The following is a 23,569-nucleotide window of genomic DNA, read 5'->3' as shown; positions in this document are numbered from 1 at the left end:
TAATATCACTTCTCTAAAATAAATTACCAAAAAGGAATTGTTATGAAAAAATCTAAAAAAGTAGTAGGCGCACTTCTTGGCGTAGCTTTAACAGGTGCTACAAGCGTATTTGCAGCTAGTGCAAACTGCGGAACAGCAAAATGTGGCGGTAGCAAAAACGGTACTGAAGTTAAAAAAGATGTAAATGCATCATGCGGAACAGCAAAATGTGGAGCGACTGATAGCAAAGCTGCTCATGGTAGTTGCGGAGCTTCAAAAGATAGCAAAGCCACTCAAGGCGGATGTGGCGCATCTAAAAAGTAATTAAAATGCAAAATATCACAAAATGTGGACTCGGACTTAGGCGCGAGCATCTAAGTGATATTATAAAAAGCGGATTTAAGCCTGATTTTTGGGAGGTAACTCCTGAAAATTGGTTTTTTATCCCACATGCCCATAGGGAAAATTTTGAAAAAATAGCTTATGACAATCTTCTTGTGGCTCATAGCGTAACACTATCTATCGGCTCTGATACAAAACCTAGCAAAAAATATCTAAAAAATTTAAAAGCTTTTTTGGATAGATACGATATCAAATTTTACTCAGATCATATAAGTTTTTCTACGCTCAATGCTCATCATACGCACGAACTTTTGCCTCTCCCGCTCACTCACGAGATGCTAAATTTGCTTTGCGAGCGAGTTGAATATGTTCAAAATGAGCTAAAACGAGAAGTCATCTTAGAGAATGCTACTTATTATTACACTCTTGAATGCGAAATGAGTGAGACTGAATTTACGAATTCTTTAATGAAAAAAAGTGGCGCTAAGTTACTACTAGACGTAAATAACGTCTATGTAAATTCCGTAAATCATAAATTTGATCCATATAAATTCATAGATGAGCTTGATTTATCTAAACTTGCTTATATTCATGTGGCAGGACATATGGATGATCGTGAATACAAGATGCTTGTGGATACTCACGGTGGCGATATTTGCGATGAAGTTTGGCAACTGTTGTCTTACACACTCAAGAAACAAAAAGCTCCTTGTATGATAGAGCGTGATAATCAAATTCCTCTTCTTGCCGAGCTTGTTGCGGAGTATGAAAAAATGCGTGAAATTTGGAAAAATGCATGAGTGTAAATAAGAGTCAAAGTAAATTTTTTAAAGAGATTACCAAGCAAATCAAGGTTTCCTCGCAAGGTACGAAGCTCTATACCGAGCTTATATTTAATAGATTCTACGAAGTTCTTACTAATGCAAATCCGATTTTGTTTTCTGTGATAGGTGAGGACAAATTCAAAAAAGAAGTTAGTAAATTTATAGCTTGCGGTTATGCTAAAACAACGCTTATTTGGCAGCTGCCCAAGGATTTTAGAAAATTTATAAAAGAGCAAAAGATGCTTAAAGAGTTTCCTTTTGTAGATGATCTTTTGTGGCTTGAGTTTAGTGAAGTAGAACTTTTTATGCAAGATTTTTCAGATTTTAAATTTCATAAATTTAACTGGCAAAATAGATACAAAATTTCAAAAAATGCTAAAGTAAAAATTTTAAACTACAAAGTGCATTTAAAAGAGTTTGATAAAAAAGAAAAAAGCTACTTACTTGCATATTATGACTTGAAAGCCAATCAAGCGGTTTATAGAGAAATTTCAAATTTTATGTATGATTTTTTAAGAAATTTGAAGAAATTTAGCGCTTCTGAGTCGCTTGAAAATTTACAAAACCAGTATGAATTTGATAAGAAAGCTATGAAAAAAGAGCTTGAAATTTCGCTAAAAGAGCTTTGCAATCTTGGAATTTTAGAGCAAATTTAAACTCCTTTTTGCAAATTTTTTATACTAGCCCTATACCTTTACCTTTAATGATTTCTCCGATTATGTAGCCGTCAGAGTCTGTCAGCACACTGTCAACTTTGTCTTTGCTAACTATAAATACCATACCTACGCCCATATTAAAGGTTCTCATCATCTCGGACGGCTCTACTTTTTGAGCGATGATTTTAAAAATTTCAGGCGTTTTGATAGCTGATTTTTCTATCTTTGCGCCAAGTCCGTCAGGGAAAACGCGAGGCAAGTTTTCGACTAAGCCACCGCCTGTTATGTGTGCTAGGGCGTTTATTTTATCTTTTAGACTTAAAAATTCTTTTATATAAATTCTAGTAGGCTCTAAAAGCGTATCTATAAGTGTTTTATCGCCGATTTTATCGTCAAATTTAAGCCCTAACTCACTAACAACCCTCCTTGCTAACGAAAAGCCGTTAGAGTGAAGACCGCTGCTAGGAAGTGCGATTATGACGTCTCCTTCATGGACAAATTTACTTCTATCGATCTCGTCTATCTCCGCCATTCCTACCGCAAAGCCCGCTAAGTCAAAGTCCTTGCCCTCATACATCGAAGGCATCTCTGCAGTTTCTCCGCCTATGAGTGCGCACTGAGCTAGTTTACAACCCTCGGCGATCCCTTTTACTACTTGCGCCGCGCTATTTATGTCAAGTTTTGCCGTTGCGTAGTAGTCTAAGAAAAAAAGCGGCGTGGCGAAGTTGCAAATCAGGTCGTTCACGCACATTGCAACCAAGTCTTGCCCGACTGTGTCAAATTTATCCGCATCAATCGCAAGCCTTAGTTTTGTGCCAACTCCGTCCGTAGCTCCTAATATGGCGGGATTTTTGTATCCGCTTGGCAGTTTTATAGCTCCTGAAAACGACCCGATACCGCCTAAAACTAGCGGCGTAAAAGTTGATTTTACATATGGCTTGATCTTTTCTACGAAGCTGTTTCCGGCGTCAATATCAACTCCTGCGTCTTTATAGCTTATCATTTTATCCCTTTTTGAAATTTGCCTAATTTTAGCTAAAACTTGCTAAAATCGAATTAAAAATCAAAGGCGAAATTTGATGAAATTTAACCATGCTTTCGTGGTTACGGGCACGATAGGAAGCGGCAAAAGCACATTTTTAAACCTGCTTAAGATGTATGGTTTTGAAGTGATTGACGCAGATGAAATTTCTCATGAGGAGCTTGAAGCTTGCAAGGATGAGGTTGTAAGAAAATTTGGCGAGGAAATTTTGTCCTTTGACAAAATTGATAGAAAAAAGCTTGGCGCAATCGTATTTAATGATAAGAGTGCGCTTAAATGGCTTGAAAATTTACTTCATCCAAGAATAGATGCGAAAATTTATGAGCTTTGCAACAAGCTTGAGAGTAAAAATTTGCCTTATTTTGTAGATATTCCGCTTTATTTCGAGGGTCTTGGCAAGGCGAAATTTAATTATGTAGTAGTTGTTTACGCTCCTGCAAAAACTTTAATAGATCGCATTGTGAAGCGAAACGGCTTAAGCTATGAGGAGGCTAAAAATCGAATAGAGCTTCAAATGGATATAGAAAAAAAGCGTGAAATGGCTGATTTTGTTATAGACAATAGCGGAAATTTAAAGGATTTGCAAGCCCAAGTTGATGGGTTTTTAAGAAATTTGAAAGGCATGTATGAGAGTATCGAAGTATAACGCAAGCGGAAATGATTTTGTGATATTTCACACTTTTGTTAGCGAAGATCGAAGCGAGTTAGCTAGAATTTTATGCGATAGATTTAACGGCGTGGGGGCTGATGGGCTTATCGTTTTACTTCCTTTTGAAAACGGCGTAAAATGGGAATTTTATAACAGTGACGGAAGCTACGCGGCGATGTGCGGCAATGGCTCAAGAGCAGCGCTTTTGTATGCCGTTACTAACAAACTAACTAACACAGAAGAGATAACTCTATCTACGGGCGCAGGAAGCGTTAGCGGTAGCGTAAACGGCGATATAGTAGAAGTTGAACTAACAAAACCTCTTAAGATAGCCGATAAATTCAGTAAGTTGGGGCGAGAGTGGTATTTTTACGATACGGGCGTTCCTCATCTTGTTAGTTTTTGTGAGAATTTAAATGACTTCGATCGGGATTTGGCTCGTCAAATGCGTCAAGATCATAATGCAAACGTAAATTTCGCCAAAATTGAAGGCGAAAATTTGTTTGTTAGAACCTACGAGCGCGGAGTAGAGGCTGAAACAAACGCTTGTGGGACGGGAATGGCGGCGTGCTTTTACGCAGGAGTTAAAAATTTAGGCTTAAAAGAGCAAATTTGCGTCTTTCCAAAAAGTGGCGAAGAGCTTGGTTTGAGGCTTAAAGATGAAAAGATATTTTTTAAGGGCAAGGTAAGACACTGCTTTGATGCGAATTTTATGGAGTAAAATTTGGCTTGTTTTGCTTGTCGTAACTAGCTTAAATGCCGGCTTTAGCGATGAATACTATACTCTAAAAGGCAAAGCGAAAAAGGAAGCTTTTATAGCTGAAATTGGGCCAATTATCGTAAATGTAAATAGTGTTATAGCTTCAAAGCGCGAATTTTGCGTAGCTTTTGTTGTTCAAGCTTGGAGGCAGGGTCTGCGTGAGCTTGATGAGGATAGTTATATACAGCTAGCTAAAATCGCAAGCGAGCATAATATAAAGCATATTTTTAATGTTAATGAATATCTGGTGCGGATAAGAGAAATTCCCGTTTCGCTGGCCATAGCTCAAGCCGCTATCGAGAGCGGTTGGGGCGAGAGTAGATTTACAAAAGAGGCAAACAATATCTTTGGGCATTATACTTGGGGAGAAGTAGGACTTGTGCCGCTTGATAGGGCGCGCGGAAAGCGACACAAGATTAGAATTTTTAGTAGTTTGCAAGAGTCTGTCCAGATGTATGCGCTAAATTTGAACTCAAACGTTGCATATGAAAATTTTAGGTTGTCCCGTGCGGAATTTGCAAGAAGTGGCAGGCTTTTTAGCGGACTTAGTGCGGCTGAAACTATGCAAAACTACTCAGAGCTTGGCGAAGAGTATGTAAAGATGCTAAAGACGCTTATAAATCAGCTTGATTTAACGAAGTATGATTATTGAATTCGCATAGTGGATAAATAAAACTTGCTCATGTTTAAATCTTTAATTTATCATTTTAAAACAACGATAGTGACGAAATTTGCTTTGCTGTAATTATATAAGCAGAGTGCCTGTAATTTTACACCTAAGGAACAGAAAATTTATATTTTGATAACTGCTTATAAATATTAAATTATGATTGTGCAGCTTTGAAATTGAAAGAATTTCTCGCTCTTTTGAGCGAGAAATTTGAAATTATTTTAAAACAGCCTTTACTTGAGAAGCAATCTGTGCAAAAGCTTTTGGGTCATTCATAGCCATATCGGCTAAAATTTTTCTATCTAATTGTATGTTAGCCTTTTTAAGACCGTTGATGAAGCGTGAATAGCTGATATCGTTTAGTCTGCAAGCAGCGTTGATTCTAACTATCCAAAGACGGCGGAAATCGCGTTTCTTAGCGCGTCTGTCTCTATAAGCGTAAACTAAACTTCTTTCTAACTGCTCTTTAGCTTTTCTAAAGTGTTTGCGTCTTCCGCTGTAAAAGCCACGAGCTAGCTTTAATACCTTTTTATGGCGTCTTCTTCTAACTACGCCTGTTTTTACTCTTGCCATATTTATCCTTTTTACAAATTGGCGTTCGCCGAGCGAATCTTGCCCCTAAAATCGGGGGAGTTTGAATGACCTTGTGTCAAAAACTTAAATTACATGCAAAGCATTGATTTAACGCTTGCGACATTTGTGCTATCAACGTATTGAGGGCTTCTTAAATCTCTTTTTCTGTTGCGAGATTTTTTGGTTAAAATGTGGCTTCTAAATGCTGAGCCTCTTTTAATCTTGTTTTTACCCACTTTAAAACGCTTAGCAGCGCCGCGAACAGATTTCATCTTTGGCATTACTAAATCCTTTTAAAATTTTTCTTACGCTTAGGTAAGAGCGAGATTATACCCAAAATTTCTTTAAAAAATTTAAATTTATCTGTTTTGCAACTTTTGCTCTTGATTTTTTATAAAAATATCTTTATAATGCCACTTCAAATTCACTTTAAAGGACTACAAAATGTCATGTCCCATGCTTAAGGCTTCTTAAATTCGGGCTTAGATTAAAAGATCAAATCAAAGCTGCGAAGAGTTTTTTAAATAATTACACTTTTTTAATTATACGAATTAATACGTTTTTAAGCGGATGTCCGTTGCATTGCAACTGCGTTTTTAGAAATAGAGCTTCTCAATTTTTGAAATTTGCCGCTAAAATTTACGGCAACGAATACTACAAATTTCACTTCTCACTCAGAAAAAGCGGATGTCATCCGCCCATGTGCCTCTAAAATCACACATTTAACATTTATTTTAACCATTGGCCATTGTTTTTTATAACTTAAATTTGAGCTATAAATTTTCACATTGAAATTTAGATTTTAGAAGGAAAAATTATGATAAAAAGTTTTGTAACAGGTTTTGCAAGAATAGGCGAGCAAAGAGAATTAAAAAAGGTTTTAGAAAATTTTTGGGCGGGTAAAACCGATGAGGCAACGCTTCAAGATACCGCAAAAAAGCTTAAAGTCAGACATTGGGATTATCAAAAAAACGCAGGAATTTCAGCTATCAGCGTAAATGACTTTTCATTTTATGATTTGGTGCTTGATAATATCATTACTTTTGGTTGCGTTCCGCCGAGATTTGCGAATTTAAGCGGACTGGAGCAGTATTTCGCGCTTGCTAGAGGAAATAAAAGCGGCGTTGCTATGGAGATGACAAAGTGGTTTAACACAAACTACCACTACATCGTGCCTGAGCTTTGTTCGGATAGTGAATTTAGCCTGAATTCAAGCAAAATCATCGCCGAATACAACGAAGCTAAGGCGAACGGAGTTAAGGGCAAGATAAATTTAATCGGACCTATAACGTTTTTGGCTCTTTCAAAGACGACCGACGGAAGTTGTGCGTTTAAGCATTTTGATAGCCTTGCTAATGAATACAAAAAGCTGATAGCCGAAATTTCAAAGCTTGACGATGAAATTTTAGTTCAATTTGACGAGCCGATTTTCGTAACGGACAAAGACGAAGAGCTTGCTAGGTTTATAAAAATTTACGATGAGTTTGCAGGTGTGGCAAGTAACGTTAAAATCATATTTATGACGTATTTTGAAAATGCTTTAAAAGCGGTAAATGAGCTGGTTAAAACTAAAATTTACGGTATCGGACTTGACTTTGTTCATACGGATAAAAACAAAGCCGCGCTTAGCGTCATAGCAAACAGCGACAAGGTGCTTTTTGCCGGTGTGGTTGACGGTAGAAATATCTGGAAAAGCAACATTGACGAGAAGGTCAAATTTGTAAAAGAGATCGCCTCTGCGTTAAACGGAAAAGACTTTTACATAGGCACCAGCTGCTCGCTTCTTCATGTGCCTTATACACTAAAATACGAAGAGAAGCTAAATCCTCAAATCAAAAGCTGGCTGAGCTTTGCGGTGGAAAAACTTGATGAGATAAAGATCATCGCCAAGCTTGCAAACGGCGAAAATTTAAGCGAGTGCGAGGCTAAAATTTACTCTGAAAACAAACAAGCCGTAGCTACTCGTGCAAATTCCGAGCTGATTCACTCAAAAGAGGTTGCAAGCCGCGTTGCAAATTTAACTAAATTTGAGCGCGATACGCCGTATAACGAGCGTATAAAGGTGCAAAAAGAGACTTTGGATTACGGAATTTTGCCGACAACTACGATAGGCTCGTTTCCTCAAACATCAGAGCTTAGACAGGTAAGAAACGCTTATAAAAAAGGACTTATCACAAAAGAAGTTTATGAAGCCGATATCAAAGCGTATATCGATGAGTGCGTGAAATTTCAAGAAGAGATCGGGCTTGATGTGCTGGTTCACGGCGAACCCGAGAGGAATGACATGGTTGAGTATTTCGGCGAACAGCTTAAAGGCTATGCTTTTAGCGAGAACGGTTGGGTTCAAAGCTATGGCAGCAGATGCGTAAAGCCGCCACTTTTATTTGGCGATGTAAGCAGGCCAAATCCGATGACGGTCGAGTGGATAAGCTACGCTCAAAGCAAAACCAAAAAGATAATGAAAGGTATGCTAACAGGACCTGTAACGATCCTAAACTGGTCGTTTGTGCGTGATGATAAGCCTCGTAGCCAGATCGCTAAGCAGCTTGCACTTTGTATCTATGATGAAATTTCGGATTTGCAAAACGCGGGCATTAAGATCATTCAGGTTGATGAGGCTGCATTTAAAGAGGGCTATCCGCTAAGAGCCGAAAATATAGGCGAGTATGAGAAATTTGCCGTTGATTGTTTCAAATTGTCGGTAAGCTCGGCGGATGCTAGAACTCAAATTCACACTCATATGTGTTATTCTGAATTTAACGACATCATCAAGACGATCGAGGCGATGGATGCTGACGTGATATCGATAGAGACTGCAAGAAGTGGCAATGAGCTTCTTAAAATTTTTAAAGAGGTCGGTTATAAACAAGAGGTTGGTCCCGGAGTTTATGATATCCACAGTCCGCGCGTGCCTGAAGTTGGCGAGATGGTTGAGCAGATCAAGGCGCTACTTGAAGTGCTTCCAAAAGAGCAGCTGTGGATAAACCCCGACTGCGGACTTAAGACTCGCAAATGGGAAGAGGTTAAGCCTAGCCTTAAAAACATGATCGAAGCGGTTAAGATCGCTAGAAGTTTATAAATTTAAGCTCCTTTTCGGGGCTTAAATCAAAGGCTTTGATATGTTAAAGGATAAAATTTTAAACTGTGAGCCGGGGATTTTGCTTTATGGACTAACCCCGCCAAAAATTCATTTAGAAGAGTCCGAGCGCAACCGAATAGCTAAAATTTGGCGAGATAGGATAGAGAGCATAGATGTCGATGGAATCGTGCTTTATGATTTGCAAGATGAGAGTAATAGAAATAAAAACGAGCGTATTTTTGAGTTTATAAAGACCATTGAGCCTGAGGAGTATTATAAAAATTACCTTAAAACTAGCGTTGAGGCTATTATTTATAAGGTTGTGGGTAAATATGACAAGGCTGAATTTGAGCAAAATTTAAAAACCCAAAGTGTAAATTTAAATGTTTTTGTGGGTGCCAGCTCAAAAGAGCAAGATATCAGCCTGAGGCTTGATGATGCGTATAATATAGCAAAGAAGGGCAAATTTGATCTGTTTCTTGGCGGCATTTGCATACCGGAGCGACATGCTAAAAACGCAAGCGAGCATCTAAAAGTAGCGAGTAAAACCATAAACGGATGTAAATACTTTATCACTCAGGCTGTTTATGATCTTGAAAATGCGAAGAAATTTATAGATGATTATTCTAAGCTTAGCATTCAAAAGGTGCCGATAATATTTACATTCACTCCTTGCGGCAGCCTTAAGACGCTTGAATTTATGAAGTGGCTTGGTATAAGTATCCCGCATTATTTTGAAGAGAGGCTTAAAAATAGCGAAGATATACTGAGTGCGTCGGTAAATTTAAGCTTGGAGCTTTTTAACTTTCTTTACAAATATAGCCTCGCAAAAGGCGTAAGCGTAGGTGCAAACATAGAAAGCATATCGGCTAGAAAGAGCGAGATAGAGGCTTCTTTAAGGCTTCTTGAGGGGATAAAAGAGATAATATCAAAAACAAATGTGAGTTATAGAAGTTAAATTTGGCAGAGCTAATCTGCCAAATTTGTAATCAAACCAAGTCAAATAGTAAAAACTCAACCTCGCTAAACGTATCTATATAAAGCGCATTCTCTTCGGTGATCGCTAAAGCGTCGCTTGTTTTTAGCTTAGTATCATTTACGCTTAATTCGCCTTTTACGACTTGAAGCCAGTATTTTCTGTTTGCATCAAGCTTGATCTCTTCGGTGGAATTTGCTTTGTATTGATATCTAAAAAGCTTCATGTCCTGATAAATTTTAAATGAATTTTCATCGGCATTTGGCGAAAGTAGAAGCGTTGCTCCCTCTTTTGGCGCAAATTCTTTTTGTTCGTATCTTGGATTTACGCCTTTTTGGTTTGGAACTATCCAAATTTGATAAAAATGCAGCTCATCGGTGCTGCTTGGATTGTATTCCGAATGAGCTATGCCGGTTCCCGCACTCATTATCTGAAATTCGCCTGCACTGAGAGTTTTAACATTTCCTATGCTGTCTTTATGAGCTATTTGCCCGCTAAGTACGTAAGATAGTATCTCCATATCTCTATGAGGATGTGTCCCAAAGCCGCTATCGGGAGCTACGAAGTCTTCGTTTATAACGCGAAGGTGTGAAAATCCCATGTGATTTGGATCGAAATAATTGGCAAAAGAGAATGTGTGTCTGCTATCAAGCCATCCTCCGCCACCGCCTTGCCCGCGCTCGTGCGCATATCTTGTTTGAATCATTTTTTCTCCTATTTTTTCTTGGAATATTAGTTGTTTTTTCTAAAAAGATAGCTTAAAATTTTTGCTTATTGACAATCGCTAAAGAAACTGCTATTGTTTTGGTTTTTATATTATTAATAAAGGTTAAACGATATGGAATATTATATTTGGGTTGCTGTTGTGGCGGTGTTTGTGCTTAGGCTTTTGTTTTTAAAAATATCGATTCGAAACGAAAGATCTATACTGCAAAACGGAGGCAGGGAGTATGGTGCAAAAAATTCAAAGATCCTTACGATACTGCATATAGTTTTTTATCTGTCGTGTTTTATCGAAGCGATAGTAACAAAAGCCAAATTTGATACTCAAAGCGCCATAGGAGCGGGGCTTATTGTATTTTCTATGATTATGCTTTATGTTGTTATATCTCTTTTAGACGGAATTTGGACGGTTAAACTTATGGTCGCAAAAGAGCATAAGTTTAATAATCACTGGCTTTTTAAGACGGTTAAACATCCTAATTATTTCTTAAATATCGTGCCTGAACTTATCGGGCTTGCGATGCTGTGCCATGCATTTTATTCTGCGGTAATTATCTTGCCAGTTTACGCTTTTATACTTTATAGAAGAATAGAAGAGGAAAACCGTATTTTAAAAGAGATTATCATACCAAACGGCAATAAATAATAAAAAGAAAAGCCCTTTAAAAAGGGCTTTTGTGAATTAAGCTTTCTTTGGAGTTACAAGCATATTGACATAACGACCTTCGATGATAGGCTCTTTGTCTCTATTTCCTATATCTTTTATCATATCCCAAACTTTTTCGAGCATAACAACTCCGGCTTCAGGAGTAGCCATCTCACGACCTTTTAGGAATACTCTAAATTTAACATGCTTTCCATCTTCAAGGAATTCAATAGCATGTTTAACCTTGTAGTTTATGTCGTTTTGCGCAATTTTTACCGATAGTTTTATCTCTTTTACATCGATAATTTTCTGCTTTTTCTTAGCTTCTTTTTGCTTTTTTTCCTGTTGATAACGGAATTTTCCATAGTCCATTATCTTGCAAACAGGCGGTTTTGCATCAGGCGCTATTAGCACTAGGTCAAGACCTTGTTTTTCAGCGATTTTTAAAGCCTCATCTCTTGAGATGATGCCATAGCTTGTGCCGTCATCGCCGACACATCTTACTTCACTCGCTCTTATCTCTTCGTTGAGCAATACTTCATTTTCTTTACTCAAAAATGCACCTCACTAAGTTTCTCCTTTAATAAAATGATAAATTCTTCTAGTTTCATATCTTTTTGCTCTCTATTATGCCTGTCGCGTAGCGCTATACTGCGGTTTTGAGCTTCGTTATCCCCTATAACTACTATCATAGGCACGCGCTGTTTTTCGGCACTTCTGATGCGTTTATTTAGGCTTTCGTTCTTGCTTGAAATTTCGCTATCGACATTGATTTTTCTAAGCTCTTTTGCAACTTGTTTAGCATAGTCTAAGTGGCTATCGTTGATAGGAACTATGACAACTTGCGTAGGAGCTATGAAAAATGGCAACTCTCCACTTGTATGCTCTATCAAAATTCCTATAAATCTCTCAAAGCTTCCAAGTAGCGCACGGTGAAGCATAACAGGACGTTTGCGTTCGTTGTTGCTATCTATATACCCAAGGTCAAATCTCTCAGGCAGGTTAAAATCAACCTGAATCGTTCCGCACTGCCATTTGCGTTTAAGCGCGTCTGTTATTTTGATGTCGATTTTTGGTCCGTAAAACGCTCCGCCGCCTTCATCTATACCATATTTAAATCCGTTTTCATCAAGTGCTTCTTTAAGGGCTTTTGTAGCTATATCCCAAATTTCATCATCACCTATCGCTTTTGCCGGCTTTGTTGAAATTTCCATCTCGTATTCAAAGCCGAAATTTTCCATTATCTTTCCGGCAAATGCTAAAATTTCCAGTATGTTTTCTTTGATTTGATCGGGAGAACAAAAGATATGCGAATCGTCTTGCGCAAATTCTCTCACTCTAAAAAGTCCGTGCAAAACTCCGCTTTTTTCGTGACGATGAACTACTCCGTATTCAAAAAATTTGACAGGTAAATCGCGATAAGAGCGAATTTCGCTTTGATAAACTTTGATGTGCCCGACGCAGTTCATAGGCTTAATGCCGTACTCCGCATCGTCAATAGTCGTAAAGTACATATTTTCTTTGTAGTTTGTGTAATGCCCGCTCTTTTTCCATACGTCGGCTTTTAAAAGCTCAGGCCCTCTAACAGGCTCGTAGCCTCTATCTCTGTGAGCTTTGTATAAAATTTGTTCCAGTTTGCTTCTTAGTCTTCCGCCGTTTGGTAGCCATATAGGAAGACCTCCGCCTACCTCTTCGTCAAAAGTAAATAGCTTCATCTCCGTACCAAGCTTGCGATGATCGCGTTTTTTAGCCTCTTCTATGATACGAATATGCTCTTTTAAGCTCTCTTTATCTGCATATGCCGTGCCGTAAATTCTAGTAAGCATTTCGCGTGTTTCATCTCCGCCAAGATACGCTCCAGCAACGCGAGTAAGTTTAAAAAATCTTAAAAATTTAGTATTTGGCACATGCGGTCCGCGACAAATATCTTCAAAAATTCCTTGAGAATACATAGTAACTTCGCCGTCCGGAATGCGCTTTAAGACCTCTTGTTTTAAGTCATCGTTTATAAATCTATCGCTTATCTCTTTTTTTGTAAAACAGGTTTTTTCGATGTCTTTTTTAGCTTCGATAAGCTCTTTCATCTTGGCTTCTATCGCCTCTAAATCCGCCTCTCCGATCTTGCTATCAACTCTGAAATCATAATAAAATCCGTCTTCTATTGCAGGACCTACGAAAAATTTCGCTTCCGGATGAAGGCTTTTGATAGCTTCCGCCATAAGGTGCGCGCAACTATGCCTGATAACGCTTAAAGCCTCTTTTGAATTATCAAAATAAATAGGCTCTGCCGAATTTAAATCCTTGATACTTTGAGTATCGACTATCTCTCCGTTTAGTTTGTATGCGATTATATCGCTCATATTTTTCCTTTTTTACCGAATATTCTTTTAAACACCAAAAGAATGATGAACGATTTTATCTAAAATGTATTTAAGCTTTTCTTAATATTTGATTTGCTAACGGTTTATTGAGAGTCAAATTTGAACTTAAATTTGATTTCTTGTTATAAAAAGATACTCACTGTAAGACTTTGATTAGTATTAATATAATTAATTATATTTTAAGATATTTGGTGTTAGTATTTGAATCGTAAATGGATCGTGCAATATCTCGTCTTTGCATTGTTTTGATTCATTTTTCTCCCGATTATTGTGGAAAGGAGTGGTTGCCTTTCCACTTTTTATCCTAAAATTATTTTGCTTGATAATAAATATTAATCCATAATTTTAGTATAGTATTTAAATAAAATAATTAGTATATTTGTATGTTCTATATTGTTATTTTTGTAGTAAATTTTAAAATTTAAGAATAGTTGCTAATTATAAAATAACGATATTGTCGATATCTTATAATTATTAAAAATATAAAATCTATACAGATTATATAATTTTTTATATTTTGTAAAAAATGTTAAAAACTATAAACAAATTTAAACTCTATTGAATAAAAAATATGTAAAATTATGCTTTTCAAATTAAATATTATTTTTAAGGAGTAATTGATATTTTATAGTCTTTATATAAAAACATAGAGTAAATATAGTTAAATGTGCACGACAAATAGTGCTTAAAATTTAAACTCAAGAGGAAATCTAATGAGCGAACAAAATTTTACCAGAAGAGACTTTCTTCAAACCGCTTGTATTGGCGTAGGAGCATTAACTCTAAGTGGATGCGGAGATGATGTAGCGGCAAATAAGCAGAAAAAAGAAGGTAATAATAAAAAAGGCTTACCATCGGTTGATGTTATGGTTATTGGCTCTGGCGGGGCTGGTTTGCGAGCTGCAGTAGCGGCAAGAAAAAATAATCCGAATTTAACCGTCGTTGTTGCTACAAAAATGATGCCTTCTCGCAATGCTACCTGTATGGCAGAAGGAGGTATAAATGGCGTGACGGATTTGGAAAACGGAGATAGTTATAAACTTCATGCTTACGATACCGTTAAGGGTTCGGCGTATCTAGCCGATCAAGATGCGGTGCTTAAATTTACTCAGATGGCAGGCAGGGTTATAGCCGATATGGATTATGCCGGTACATTATTTTCACGTACCGACAAAGGAGGTGTTGCTCAGCGTATGATGGGTGGAGCTAGTAAGCGCCGCTGTAATTTTTCTGCGGATAAGACCGGTCATATCTTAATGCATGCCTGTCTTGATGACGCGATTAGTAGCGGAGTTAAATTCTTAATGGATCACGAGCTTCTTGATATCGGAGTTAAAGACGGCAAATGCGAAGGAGTAGTGCTTCGCAATATTCAAACGGGAGAAATTTATCCCGTGCTTTGTAAATCTTTAGTTATTGCTACCGGCGGATATACTAGAATTTTTTATAATAGAACTTCAACGCCGTTTATAGCAACAGGCGACGGTGTAGCGGCCGCTCTTAGAGCGGGGCTTGGTTTTGAAGATTCCGAGATGATTCAGTTTCATCCTACAGGCGTACAAAATGGCGGTACTCTTATTACCGAAGCTGCTAGAGGTGAAGGCGGATATCTTTTGAATAACAAAGGTGAGCGTTTTATGAAAAAATATCATGAAAGGATGGAGCTTGCACCTCGGGATGTAGTAGCGCGTGCTATTGAAACTGAAATTCGTGAAGGGCGTGGATACGGAGAAGGATTGCTTTCATATGTGCTTTGTGATGTTCGTCATCTAGGAAAAGATACGATTATGAAAAAACTACCTAAAATTCGCCATACCGCAATGCTTTTTCAAAATATCGATCTTATTGAAGAGCCGGTGCCTATCCGTCCTACGGCACATTACTCTATGGGCGGTATAGAAGTAGTTAAATTTGATGATATGAGCACAAAAGTAGGCGGTATTTACGTAGGTGGTGAGGCTTCTTGTGTATCCATTCATGGCGCAAACCGTCTGGGAGGTAATTCTTTAACCGATGCTGTAGTGACAGGACATCTAGCAGGCGTCGGAGCGGTAGAATATGCAAAAGACGCTAATTTTAGTGATGGCAAAAAAACTCATGAACTAGCTCAAAAATGGCAAACCAAATTTAAAGAAGTTGCAAATGGCAAAGGTGGTGCAAATGATATATATGGACTACGCGAAGAATTAGGAAAACAAAACTGGGATTTGATGGGGATTTTTAGAACCCAAGAGAAGCTTGATTTGCTGGCTAAAAAACTGGAAGATATCCAAGCTAGATATGACAAGCTAAACGTAGCGGACTCAAATCCTATTATGAATACCGCATTTACGGATTATGTCGAGCTTGGGAATTTGATCTTGCTATCTCGTTGCGCTTGTTTGGCGGCGCAAAATCGCTTAGAAAGTCGTGGTGCGCATACTAGAGAAGATTATCCAAAACGCGACGACGTAAATTTCTTAAAACACAGTATAGTGACGTTAAAAAACGATAAGCTTGAGTTATCGTATAAAGATGTCGTCATAACCGAATTCTCGCTTGATGGAAGGAAACCAGAATGAAAATCATCATAGACCGCTTTGACGGACGTACCAAATACAAACAAGCATTTAATCTAACGGATAAAGAGATTGAAGGCAAGACGCTACTTAGTGTGTTGTTGCTTATAAAGCAAACTCGTGATGTGTCGTTAAATTTCACCGCATCCTGTCGGTCGGCCATATGCGGTGCTTGTGCAGTTAGAGTAAATGGACACTCTTATTTAGCCTGTGATACAAAGATGCATGAGTTGTTAAAGGAGTATGATAATCCAAACGAACTGACTATATCTCCGCTTGAAAATTTTCGCGTGATATCTGATCTTGTTGTAGATTGGGAACCAAGTATAGAAAATTTACGCAAAATTCGCCCCGCTATAGTGCCTAAAGATGAATTTTCATCAGAGAGAGGCTGTACGCAAACTCAAGCAGAATTTGATCGCATAAGCAAGCAATGGGACTGTATCTTGTGCGGTTGTTGCGCTTCTGAATGCTCTAAACTGGAAGCGGATAGAAGCGATTATATGGAGCCGTTTGTGTTTACCCATGCATATCGCGCTGCAGCCGACTCGCGCAGCAAAGACCCGATGATGCACTTAAAGCCGGCGCTTGCTAATGGATTATGGCTATGCGTTCATTGTCAAGAGTGCGCCGATCGCTGTCCAAAAGGCATAAGTTCTCAAAGCGACATATCAATGCTTAGAGTAATGGCTATGAAAAAGGGTCTAAATGAAGGCTCGGGTCCGGGGCATGCGGAAGCTTTTTTATTGGATATGGTAGAAGGTAGCGGACGACTAAATGAGATTAAACTTGCGCTTCGTTCCGAAGGAGTGATAGCAAATATGGGCAAGATGGATATAGCCGCAAATTTAATGATGGCCGGCAAGATGAATCCTCTTCATGTTTTTGGAGACGATAAGATAGGGGGACATGCAGAGCTAGTAAAAATGATCGAAGCGGCAAGAGCCGCAAACAAGGAGTAGGATATGAGCGCACAAAACGAATTTGCATTTTTTCCGGGCTGTGTATTATCTCAAGCGGCAAAAGAATCAAAGATGAGTCTTGAGGCGATCGCGCCTATACTTAATATCAAGCTTCATGAGATAAGGGGTTGGAGTTGTTGCGGCGCATCTCAGGCTCAGTGTGTAGATCCCATAGCAAGCTTGGTGGCAAATGCTAGAAATATCGCACTTGCAGAGGGTATGAAGATGCCTTTGCTTACTACTTGCTCGACCTGTATGCTAACTCTAACGAAAGCTAAAAATGCTCTCGACAAAGGAGCCAAAGATCGCATAAACGAATATCTGAAAGTAGGAGGCATGAACTACAAGGGGGATACTGAGATAACTAGCCTTTTGTGGATTTTATATCAAAATTTAGACACCCTAAAGGCCAAAGTAGTTAAGCCTTTATCAAATTTAAATGTAGCTTTATTTTACGGATGTCACTCCTTAAGACCCGAAAAAGAGCTAACAAAAGAGAGTTCTACCAATCCAAAGAGCTTTGAGGCTGTAGTAAGCGCGCTTGGAGCTAATATAGTTCCGTTTGAAAAGAGGCTTGATTGTTGCGGATTTCATGCAAGCTATCCTGCCGTAAAATCAGTACAAAAGATGTCAAGTCAGATAGTAGAAAATGCCGATCAAAATGGAGCCGATGTAGTCGTAACTCCTTGTCCATTGTGCCAAATGCAGCTTGACATTTATCAAGAGAGGTATCAGGACGCTCAAAATTCCGATATCAGAAAGCCTATCATACACTTATCTCAGCTTGTAGGTCTTGCACTTGGACTTGATAATGAAAAGCTTGGACTTGATCTAAATATAATAGATGCTACTAAATTAGTTTAACAAATTTAAGCGGAGTAGATAAATTTACTCCGCTTGTTTTATATGGCTTATTTAAAAATTTATTATCATAAAACTAATTTCTTGTAGAAAAGTGGCAATATATTTAATTTAAATTCAATAATGCCAAAAGCAAACGTGAATTTAAATAAAAATAAAGATGGCTAAAACTATACAAATTTCGATAAACTAAGAGCAAATTTAGACAGTCTGTAAAGATAAAATGGTGGCCACGAGAGGACTTGAACCTCCGACCACTACCATGTCAAGGTAGTGCTCTACCAGCTGAGCTACGCGACCATCAAGTAGGTGTGTATTGTAGCAAGTTAAAGTTAAAATTTATTTGAAATTTGGCTTTTAAAGCTCAAATTTTAGAGAGTAAAACTAAATTTGATGACTAAATTTGACCCTGTAAAAATCAATCGGCTATATTTTACCTCGCTACTTACTTGATTTGGTGTTTTTGATATGGCACATATTTTTTAATTTCACAAGATAAAAATTTCAGAAAGCTGATAAATTTAACAGCCATTTTTAAATTAAAATTTGAAAAATAAATTTAATTTTTGTATTTAAAATTATATTAATTAAAACATTATTCTGCTAAAATTCATGAAATTTCATCTTAAACAAGGAGGCGATATGCAAAACACTCTATCAAGACGTGATTTTGTGAAATTTGGTGCCGCTACAGCGGGAATTCTCGCACTTAGCGGCATAAATGCACAGGCTGCCGTAGCGCAAAAAGATGTTAAATTCGATGAGGAATTTGATGTCGTCGTTATAGGTTCTGGTTTTGCGGGGCTTGCGGCTGCAGTTAAAGCTGCCGAGCGAGGCAAGAAGGTTCTTGTTCTTGAAAAGATGGGACGCGTAGGCGGGAATTCGGCTATCAACGGCGGAGTTATGGCGGTTCCGATGAATAAGGTTCAAGAAAAAAACGGCATAAAAGACTCGCCTGAACTCTTTAAAGAAGACTGCTTAAAAGCGGGACTAAACATAAACCACACCGAGCTTCTTGATACCATTGCCGCAAGAGCAAACGACGCTTTAGAATTTGTAGTTAAGCACGGAGCGCAGTTTAAAGACAGCCACAACGCTTGGATGGGCGGACACAGTGTCGCTAGATCGATGATCACTACCAACGATAGCGGCTCGGGCATAGTTCAGCCTCTAGCTGCGGCGTTTGAAAAATTTGATGGTTGCAAGCTCTTAAAAAGAACCAAGATGGATGATTTTATCGTAGATGACAGCGGTAGAGTCGTAGGAGTAACGGCAAGAGAGGAGTATAAATTTGACGGCAAACTCTTTAGCGACGACCTTGAAAACACAAGCGGAGCGAAAAAAGCGTTTAAAGCAAAAGATGGCGTTGTGCTGGCTTCAGGCGGCTTTTGCAACGATAAAATTTTAAGAAAACTGCAAGATCCAAGAATCCCTGATAACGTTGATTCTACAAACCATCAAGGCGCAACCGCCGGTGTGCTTTTAAAGGCGTTAAAGCTAGGCGCTATGCCTGTGCATATTGATTGGATTCAGTTTGGTCCGTGGGCAAGCCCTGATGAAAGAGGCTTTGGCTCAGCCCCGATCCTCACTCAGCAAGGTACGTTTAAATATGGCATAGCGGTTGATGTAAAGACCGGCAAGCGCTTCATGAACGAGCTAGCCGATAGAAAAACTAGAGCGGACGCTGAATTTAAGATACTGGTAAAAGACCCTAAGGCTTTCCCTGTGACATTTACGACTAAAGAGGGCTTTAGAGAGCTTAACCCTGAGTTGGTAGAAAAAGCGATGACAAGCGGAGTGATGAAAGAGTTTGTAACTCTTGATGATCTGGCGAAAAATTACTCAATTCCGGCAGATGAGCTAAAAGCAAGTGTTGCTAAATATAACGAAGGCGTAAAGGTCGGCAAAGATGAATTCGGCAAGAAAGTAGATCAGCTAAAAGGCGAGGGTATCAAAGAGAGCGGTCCTTACTACGCGATACGCCTATCGCCAAAACCTCACCACACTATGGGCGGACTTAAGATAAACACAAAAGCTCAAGTCATCAGCTCCGATACGAACGCACCTATCGCAGGGCTTTACGCAGCTGGCGAGATCACGGGCGGTACTCACGGAGCAAGCCGCCTAGGAAGCAACGCAATAACCGATTGCATAGTCTTTGGTATGATAGCGGGCGAAAATTTATAGCCAAATTTGGGACGTCCAAGCGGCGTCTCAATCTCTTTAAATTTGTAGTATAAATAGCTACAAAAACTACTTTGTTATATCATCTAAGCTGAAATTTTCATCTAAAATTTTTATGCCAAGTTGCTTTAGAGCTCTTGCGGTAAAGCCATCGCCTGTTTTAAGAGTTTTACTAAATGTTCCGTCGTATATAAGCTTGCTTCCGCAACTTGGGCTTTTGGATTTTAAAACGGCGAATTTGCAACCGTTTTTTAAGGCTAGATCGGCACAAATTTTAGCCCCTTTTAAAAACTGCTCGGTTACGTCCTTGCCATTTTTTGTAAAGACTTTTTCGCCATTTATCTCAGCTACTTCTCTTGGAGTTGCAAGCCCGCCAAGCTCTTCGGGGCAGACGGATAAAATTTCATAGTTTGAAGAAAGATGGTTAAATTTGCGCTCAAGCTCTTTTGTCTGGTTGCTTGAGCCGTTATATTTGCAATTTGCACCAAGCAGGCAGGCACTTACTAAAATTTTCTCTTTCACTTTAAATTCCTAAATTTAAAGCCAATTGTATCTATTTAGAAGTTAAAATCATAAATTCGGAAATATTATATCGCGCTCTTTGAGGCTTTTAAATTTGCAAGTATCGCCGTAAATTCGCTTTAAAAACTTATTGTTTATGATATCTTTTACTTTGCCTGTGGCGACCACTTCGCCTTTGTCAAACGCCACGACCTCATCGCAAAACCATAATATATGGTTTGGCTCATGCGTGCATATCATGATCGTTTTGCCTTCGCTTGCGATCTTTTGCAGAATTTTCCAAAGCAAAATTTGGTTTTTAAAATCAAGCGCGGATGTGGGCTCATCAAGCAGCATCAAAGGTGTTTCTTGCGCCAAAGCACGCGCGATAAATACAAGCTGGCGCTGCCCGCCGCTAAGCTCGCTCATGCGCTTATCGGCAAGCTCTGATATGCCGATAAATTCCATCGCCTCACGCACTATCTGCTTATCCTTTTTGCTTGGACCAAATATGCTTTTTATGTGAGGAGAGCGCCCCATGAGCACGATATCTTTTGCGTAAAACGGGAAATTTAGCTCCAAATTTTGAGCTACGTAAGCGATATTTTTAGCTAGCCAAGATGAGTCCTTGCGGTTTGAGCTTTGCGAATTGATGAGGATCTCCCCCTCTTTAAGCTCTAAAAAATTCATACAGCAGTTAAAAAATGTACTCTTACCGCTTCCGTTTGCTCCAAGCAGTCCGCAGATCGTGCCTCTTTTAACGCTTAAATTTATATTTTTAAGCGCAAAATCCCCATAACTAAACGATAAATTTTTAGCTTCAAGCATATTTGAAAAACTCATTTTAAAAGCTCCTTTGCCTTGCTTCTTAAAAGCACTATCAAAAACGGCGCGCCCACAAGCGAAGTGATGATACCAACGGGAATTTCAGCCATCGTTATAGTGCGCGCTAAGGTGTCGCATATAAGCAGATAAATCGCGCCCAAAAGCCCAGCTATCGGTAGCACCCACCGATTATCAGGACCTATTAGAAGTCTTGCCACATGTGGCATGATAAGCCCTATCCATGCGATTATGCCGACATTTGCCACGCAGGTTGCCGTCATAAGCGTGGCTATGACGATAAAGATAAATTTGTATTTTTCGGGATTTATACCAAGGCTTTTTGCTTGGTTATCCCCTAAAGAGAGCAAATTTAGCTTCCAAGAAAGTGCGCTTAAAACCGCAAAACACACCGCAACGACTGCTAAAATTTCGCCAAGCGCGTCCCATTTGGAGTAGTATAGCCCACCCATCATCCAAAACGTTATCTCGCGAAGTTGCGCATCCTCGCTTGCATACTTGATGATAGAAACACCTGCCGAAAATATCGAGCCTACGATTACGCCTGAAAGTATAAGCCCCACCACAGGCACTATACCGCCGTTTCGCGCTAATGTGTATGATAAAAATACCGCCAAAAGCGAAAACATAAACGCGCTTGCCGTTATGCTTAGGAAAAATCCAGCAAATATGATCCCAAATGCCGCTCCAAGCGCAGCTCCCGAGCTAGCTCCAAGGATAAACGGCTCGACAAGCGGATTTCTAAAACAGGCTTGATACACGGCACCTGCGTTTGATAGGGCAAAGCCGATGATGGCTGCGGTTAAAATTCGAGGCATTCTGATATCAAAAACTACGATCTGATACATCTTTGTTATGCCTGAAGCCTCTAAATCAAAAAGCTTAAGTCCAAGCACGCCGATTATCTTGCTAACGGAAATTTTATAATCCCCAAGCATGAGTGCCGCGACCATGCAAACGGCAAGTATCGCGACGAGAAATATTAAAAATACATATTTTGATTTAAATTTTGACTTAGCATGCTCGCTAGAAGTCATCTTCCACGGTCCAGTCTAAAATTTGCTCGCTTCTTAGCGCCTTAGCCGTAGCCTCATCTACGCCATAAACGTCCTTATAAAATTTAAGCACGAACTCATGAACCTTTATATCGCTAAATAGCTTTGGATACGCAGCTTTTGCGATGATTAGCATGTCGATAGGGTATTCGACGCGTCTAGCGCAGTTCATCGGCGACCAAGGCATCGCATATACGCGCTTGTTTTGCACCGCTTTTAGCTCGCCTAGCTTTTCAAAGTCAGGAGAGTCTAGAAGCTCGCTTGCAGGGTGATAGCCGTTTGATGTAGGAAGCACGATCACATCAGGATCTATCGCGTAAAGTTGCTCAGTGCTTAAGATCACGTTTGTGCCATCGCCCGTAAATGCGTTTTTAGCACCTGCGACATTTTGTATGATGAAAGATTCGGGCGTATTTACTCCGTAAGCTGTCGCCATACCGCCGTTTTTGCGCACGTTTGGATTAAGCCCCATATAAAGCATGCTTACTTTTTCACTCTCTTTTAGCTTGGCTGTTCGCTCCTCTATGAGCTTTTGAGTGCTGTCAAGATATTCAAATAGCTTAAGCGCCTTTTGCCTTTGATTAAACACGTCGCCAAGAACTCTCATCTCCTCTTTCATGGTCGAAATTTCAGCCCCTTTAGGCGCGTAAATAACTACAAGCGGAAGTCCTAGAGCCTCGATAGTTGAGATAGTCTTTTCAGCCGCGTCTTTGTTTGAGCCTCTAAGTGTGCAGTCACCGACGCGAAGGATGACTAACTGCGGATTTTCGTTGGCTAAATTTTCAAAGTTTATCACGTTTCCTTGCGGTGAATTTATGCAGGTTAGTTCATCAAGCCAAGGGTGAAGATACTTCATCGTGTTCCAGCCGCGAAGCGTGTAGCTCTCGCCCGAGCGCCTTGTGAAGGAGTATTTGTAGTCTCTTTTTATCGACCAAGAGCCGATAACCTTAACCTTGTCAATCACGCCAAGATGCGTCATCACACCTTCGACAAAGCCATCATCGATAGTCGCTATCTTTGTAAGCGGTTCGGCGATCTTTACCTCTACGCCGCGCATATCTTTTATGAAGCTAGTGCTAAACGCCAAATTTATAATCATAAAAACAGCTAATAAAAACCTCATAAATGCCCCTTTCAACGATAAATTTCAGCTTTTATGATGTTAGCTAAAATATGATAAAAAATAATTTAATATTATTTAAGCATATTTTTTGATTATCAGTCTTACTTAAACGATTGAAATTTGAAAATTCACGGCTAAATTTAAGGCTTTAAAAGCATAGCCATACTATACTTTTGATAAAT

23 protein-coding genes and 1 tRNA gene are annotated in these 23,569 nt (G+C 39.1%); 13 read left to right on the top strand and 11 right to left on the bottom strand.

The window, feature by feature from the left end; all coding sequences use genetic code 11:
- Window positions 1-42 precede the first annotated feature (42 nt).
- From CORI_RS09720 to CORI_RS09710, 3 genes are read left to right on the top strand one after another with little or no spacing between them, the layout of a single operon-like run.
- Window positions 43-303: a hypothetical protein gene (locus tag CORI_RS09720; RefSeq protein WP_173031804.1), complete on the top strand. Its 261-nt coding sequence runs from the start codon at window positions 43-45 to the stop codon at window positions 301-303.
- 5 nt (window positions 304-308) lie between these two features.
- On the top strand, window positions 309-1,121 hold the full coding sequence (locus tag CORI_RS09715) for a DUF692 domain-containing protein (RefSeq protein WP_173031803.1): 813 nt from the start codon (window positions 309-311) through the stop codon (window positions 1,119-1,121).
- Window positions 1,118-1,801, top strand: a complete 684-nt coding sequence (locus tag CORI_RS09710; protein ID WP_173031802.1) for a putative DNA-binding domain-containing protein — start codon at window positions 1,118-1,120, stop codon at window positions 1,799-1,801. Before CORI_RS09715 ends, CORI_RS09710 begins: the two co-directional genes overlap by 4 nt.
- Before the next feature lie 19 nt (window positions 1,802-1,820).
- Here CORI_RS09710 and purM read toward each other — a convergent pair whose 3' ends face one another.
- Window positions 1,821-2,804, bottom strand: coding sequence for a phosphoribosylformylglycinamidine cyclo-ligase (purM, locus tag CORI_RS09705; protein ID WP_173031801.1), 984 nt, complete (start codon window positions 2,802-2,804; stop codon window positions 1,821-1,823).
- 73 nt (window positions 2,805-2,877) lie between these two features.
- Here purM and coaE point away from each other — a divergent pair, with 73 nt between their 5' ends.
- From coaE to CORI_RS09690, 3 genes are read left to right on the top strand one after another with little or no spacing between them, the layout of a single operon-like run.
- Window positions 2,878-3,489: a dephospho-CoA kinase gene (gene coaE / locus CORI_RS09700; protein ID WP_216842243.1), complete on the top strand. Its 612-nt coding sequence runs from the start codon at window positions 2,878-2,880 to the stop codon at window positions 3,487-3,489.
- Window positions 3,470-4,213 carry a diaminopimelate epimerase gene (gene dapF, locus CORI_RS09695; protein ID WP_173031800.1) on the top strand — a complete coding sequence of 248 codons (744 nt, stop codon included), beginning with the start codon at window positions 3,470-3,472 and terminating at the stop codon, window positions 4,211-4,213. The genes coaE and dapF overlap by 20 nt, the downstream gene beginning before the upstream one ends.
- Complete coding sequence (locus CORI_RS09690) at window positions 4,194-4,904, top strand: glucosaminidase domain-containing protein (protein ID WP_173031799.1); 711 nt, start codon at window positions 4,194-4,196, stop codon at window positions 4,902-4,904. Before dapF ends, CORI_RS09690 begins: the two co-directional genes overlap by 20 nt.
- A 234-nt stretch (window positions 4,905-5,138) precedes the next feature.
- On the opposite strand, the gene rplT is transcribed toward CORI_RS09690, so the two are convergent.
- Window positions 5,139-5,495, bottom strand: coding sequence for a 50S ribosomal protein L20 (gene rplT, locus CORI_RS09685; protein WP_172197185.1), 357 nt, complete (start codon window positions 5,493-5,495; stop codon window positions 5,139-5,141).
- Window positions 5,496-5,584: 89 nt separating this feature from the next.
- Window positions 5,585-5,776 (bottom strand): 50S ribosomal protein L35, encoded by a 192-nt coding sequence (gene rpmI / locus CORI_RS09680; RefSeq protein ID WP_169942931.1) that lies wholly within the window; start codon window positions 5,774-5,776, stop codon window positions 5,585-5,587.
- A gap of 536 nt (window positions 5,777-6,312) precedes the next feature.
- On the opposite strand from rpmI, the gene metE reads away from it, so the two are divergent.
- Together metE and CORI_RS09670 are read left to right on the top strand one after the other, a co-directional pair.
- Window positions 6,313-8,574: a 5-methyltetrahydropteroyltriglutamate--homocysteine S-methyltransferase gene (gene metE, locus CORI_RS09675; protein ID WP_173031798.1), complete on the top strand. Its 2,262-nt coding sequence runs from the start codon at window positions 6,313-6,315 to the stop codon at window positions 8,572-8,574.
- A 40-nt stretch (window positions 8,575-8,614) separates the two neighbouring features.
- Window positions 8,615-9,532 carry a methylenetetrahydrofolate reductase gene (locus CORI_RS09670; RefSeq protein WP_172197191.1) on the top strand — a complete coding sequence of 306 codons (918 nt, stop codon included), beginning with the start codon at window positions 8,615-8,617 and terminating at the stop codon, window positions 9,530-9,532.
- Between the two features lie 31 nt (window positions 9,533-9,563).
- Here CORI_RS09670 and CORI_RS09665 read toward each other — a convergent pair whose 3' ends face one another.
- Complete coding sequence (locus CORI_RS09665) at window positions 9,564-10,256, bottom strand: pirin family protein (RefSeq protein WP_173031797.1); 693 nt, start codon at window positions 10,254-10,256, stop codon at window positions 9,564-9,566.
- Window positions 10,257-10,388: 132 nt separating this feature from the next.
- Here CORI_RS09665 and CORI_RS09660 point away from each other — a divergent pair, with 132 nt between their 5' ends.
- Window positions 10,389-10,919, top strand: a complete 531-nt coding sequence (locus CORI_RS09660) for an isoprenylcysteine carboxyl methyltransferase family protein (RefSeq protein ID WP_173031796.1) — start codon at window positions 10,389-10,391, stop codon at window positions 10,917-10,919.
- Window positions 10,920-10,955: 36 nt separating this feature from the next.
- On the opposite strand, the gene infC is transcribed toward CORI_RS09660, so the two are convergent.
- Together infC and thrS are read right to left on the bottom strand one after the other, a co-directional pair.
- A complete protein-coding gene (gene infC / locus CORI_RS09655; RefSeq protein WP_169942926.1) occupies window positions 10,956-11,474 on the bottom strand; it encodes a translation initiation factor IF-3 in 519 nt (172 codons plus the stop codon).
- On the bottom strand, window positions 11,471-13,279 hold the full coding sequence (thrS, locus tag CORI_RS09650; protein ID WP_173031795.1) for a threonine--tRNA ligase: 1,809 nt from the start codon (window positions 13,277-13,279) through the stop codon (window positions 11,471-11,473). Before thrS ends, infC begins: the two co-directional genes overlap by 4 nt.
- 734 nt (window positions 13,280-14,013) lie before the next feature.
- Between thrS and sdhA the strand changes: the two genes are divergently transcribed.
- Genes sdhA through sdhE form a run of 3 tightly spaced genes read left to right on the top strand, consistent with a single transcriptional unit; the run spans window position 14,014 to window position 17,684 of the window.
- Window positions 14,014-15,861 (top strand): 8-methylmenaquinol:fumarate reductase flavoprotein subunit, encoded by a 1,848-nt coding sequence (gene sdhA, locus CORI_RS09645; protein ID WP_173031794.1) that lies wholly within the window; start codon window positions 14,014-14,016, stop codon window positions 15,859-15,861.
- Window positions 15,858-16,820, top strand: a complete 963-nt coding sequence (sdhB, locus tag CORI_RS09640; RefSeq protein WP_173031793.1) for an 8-methylmenaquinol:fumarate reductase iron-sulfur subunit — start codon at window positions 15,858-15,860, stop codon at window positions 16,818-16,820. Before sdhA ends, sdhB begins: the two co-directional genes overlap by 4 nt.
- Window positions 16,821-16,823: 3 nt before the next feature.
- Entirely contained in the window at window positions 16,824-17,684 is an 861-nt protein-coding gene (gene sdhE / locus CORI_RS09635; protein ID WP_173031792.1) for an 8-methylmenaquinol:fumarate reductase membrane anchor subunit, read from the top strand.
- A 221-nt stretch (window positions 17,685-17,905) separates the two neighbouring features.
- On the opposite strand, the gene CORI_RS09630 is transcribed toward sdhE, so the two are convergent.
- Window positions 17,906-17,981, bottom strand: a tRNA-Val gene (locus CORI_RS09630).
- Between the two features lie 342 nt (window positions 17,982-18,323).
- Here CORI_RS09630 and CORI_RS09625 point away from each other — a divergent pair.
- Window positions 18,324-19,868 (top strand): flavocytochrome c, encoded by a 1,545-nt coding sequence (locus tag CORI_RS09625; RefSeq protein ID WP_173031791.1) that lies wholly within the window; start codon window positions 18,324-18,326, stop codon window positions 19,866-19,868.
- Between the two features lie 66 nt (window positions 19,869-19,934).
- On the opposite strand, the gene CORI_RS09620 is transcribed toward CORI_RS09625, so the two are convergent.
- The 4 genes from CORI_RS09620 to CORI_RS09605 are packed head-to-tail and all read right to left on the bottom strand — an operon-like array spanning window position 19,935 to window position 23,387.
- On the bottom strand, window positions 19,935-20,387 hold the full coding sequence (locus tag CORI_RS09620) for a DUF523 domain-containing protein (protein ID WP_173031790.1): 453 nt from the start codon (window positions 20,385-20,387) through the stop codon (window positions 19,935-19,937).
- 48 nt (window positions 20,388-20,435) lie between these two features.
- Complete coding sequence (locus tag CORI_RS09615; protein WP_173031789.1) at window positions 20,436-21,209, bottom strand: ABC transporter ATP-binding protein; 774 nt, start codon at window positions 21,207-21,209, stop codon at window positions 20,436-20,438.
- On the bottom strand, window positions 21,206-22,246 hold the full coding sequence (locus CORI_RS09610; RefSeq protein WP_173031788.1) for an iron ABC transporter permease: 1,041 nt from the start codon (window positions 22,244-22,246) through the stop codon (window positions 21,206-21,208). Before CORI_RS09610 ends, CORI_RS09615 begins: the two co-directional genes overlap by 4 nt.
- Complete coding sequence (locus CORI_RS09605) at window positions 22,236-23,387, bottom strand: ABC transporter substrate-binding protein (RefSeq protein WP_173031787.1); 1,152 nt, start codon at window positions 23,385-23,387, stop codon at window positions 22,236-22,238. Before CORI_RS09605 ends, CORI_RS09610 begins: the two co-directional genes overlap by 11 nt.
- Between the last annotated feature and the right edge of the window lie 182 nt (window positions 23,388-23,569).

It is taken from the genome of Campylobacter sp. CCUG 57310 (assembly GCF_013201975.1).
Taxonomy (GTDB): domain Bacteria; phylum Campylobacterota; class Campylobacteria; order Campylobacterales; family Campylobacteraceae; genus Campylobacter_A; species Campylobacter_A canis.
This window is presented reverse-complemented; position numbering and strand designations above follow the sequence as displayed.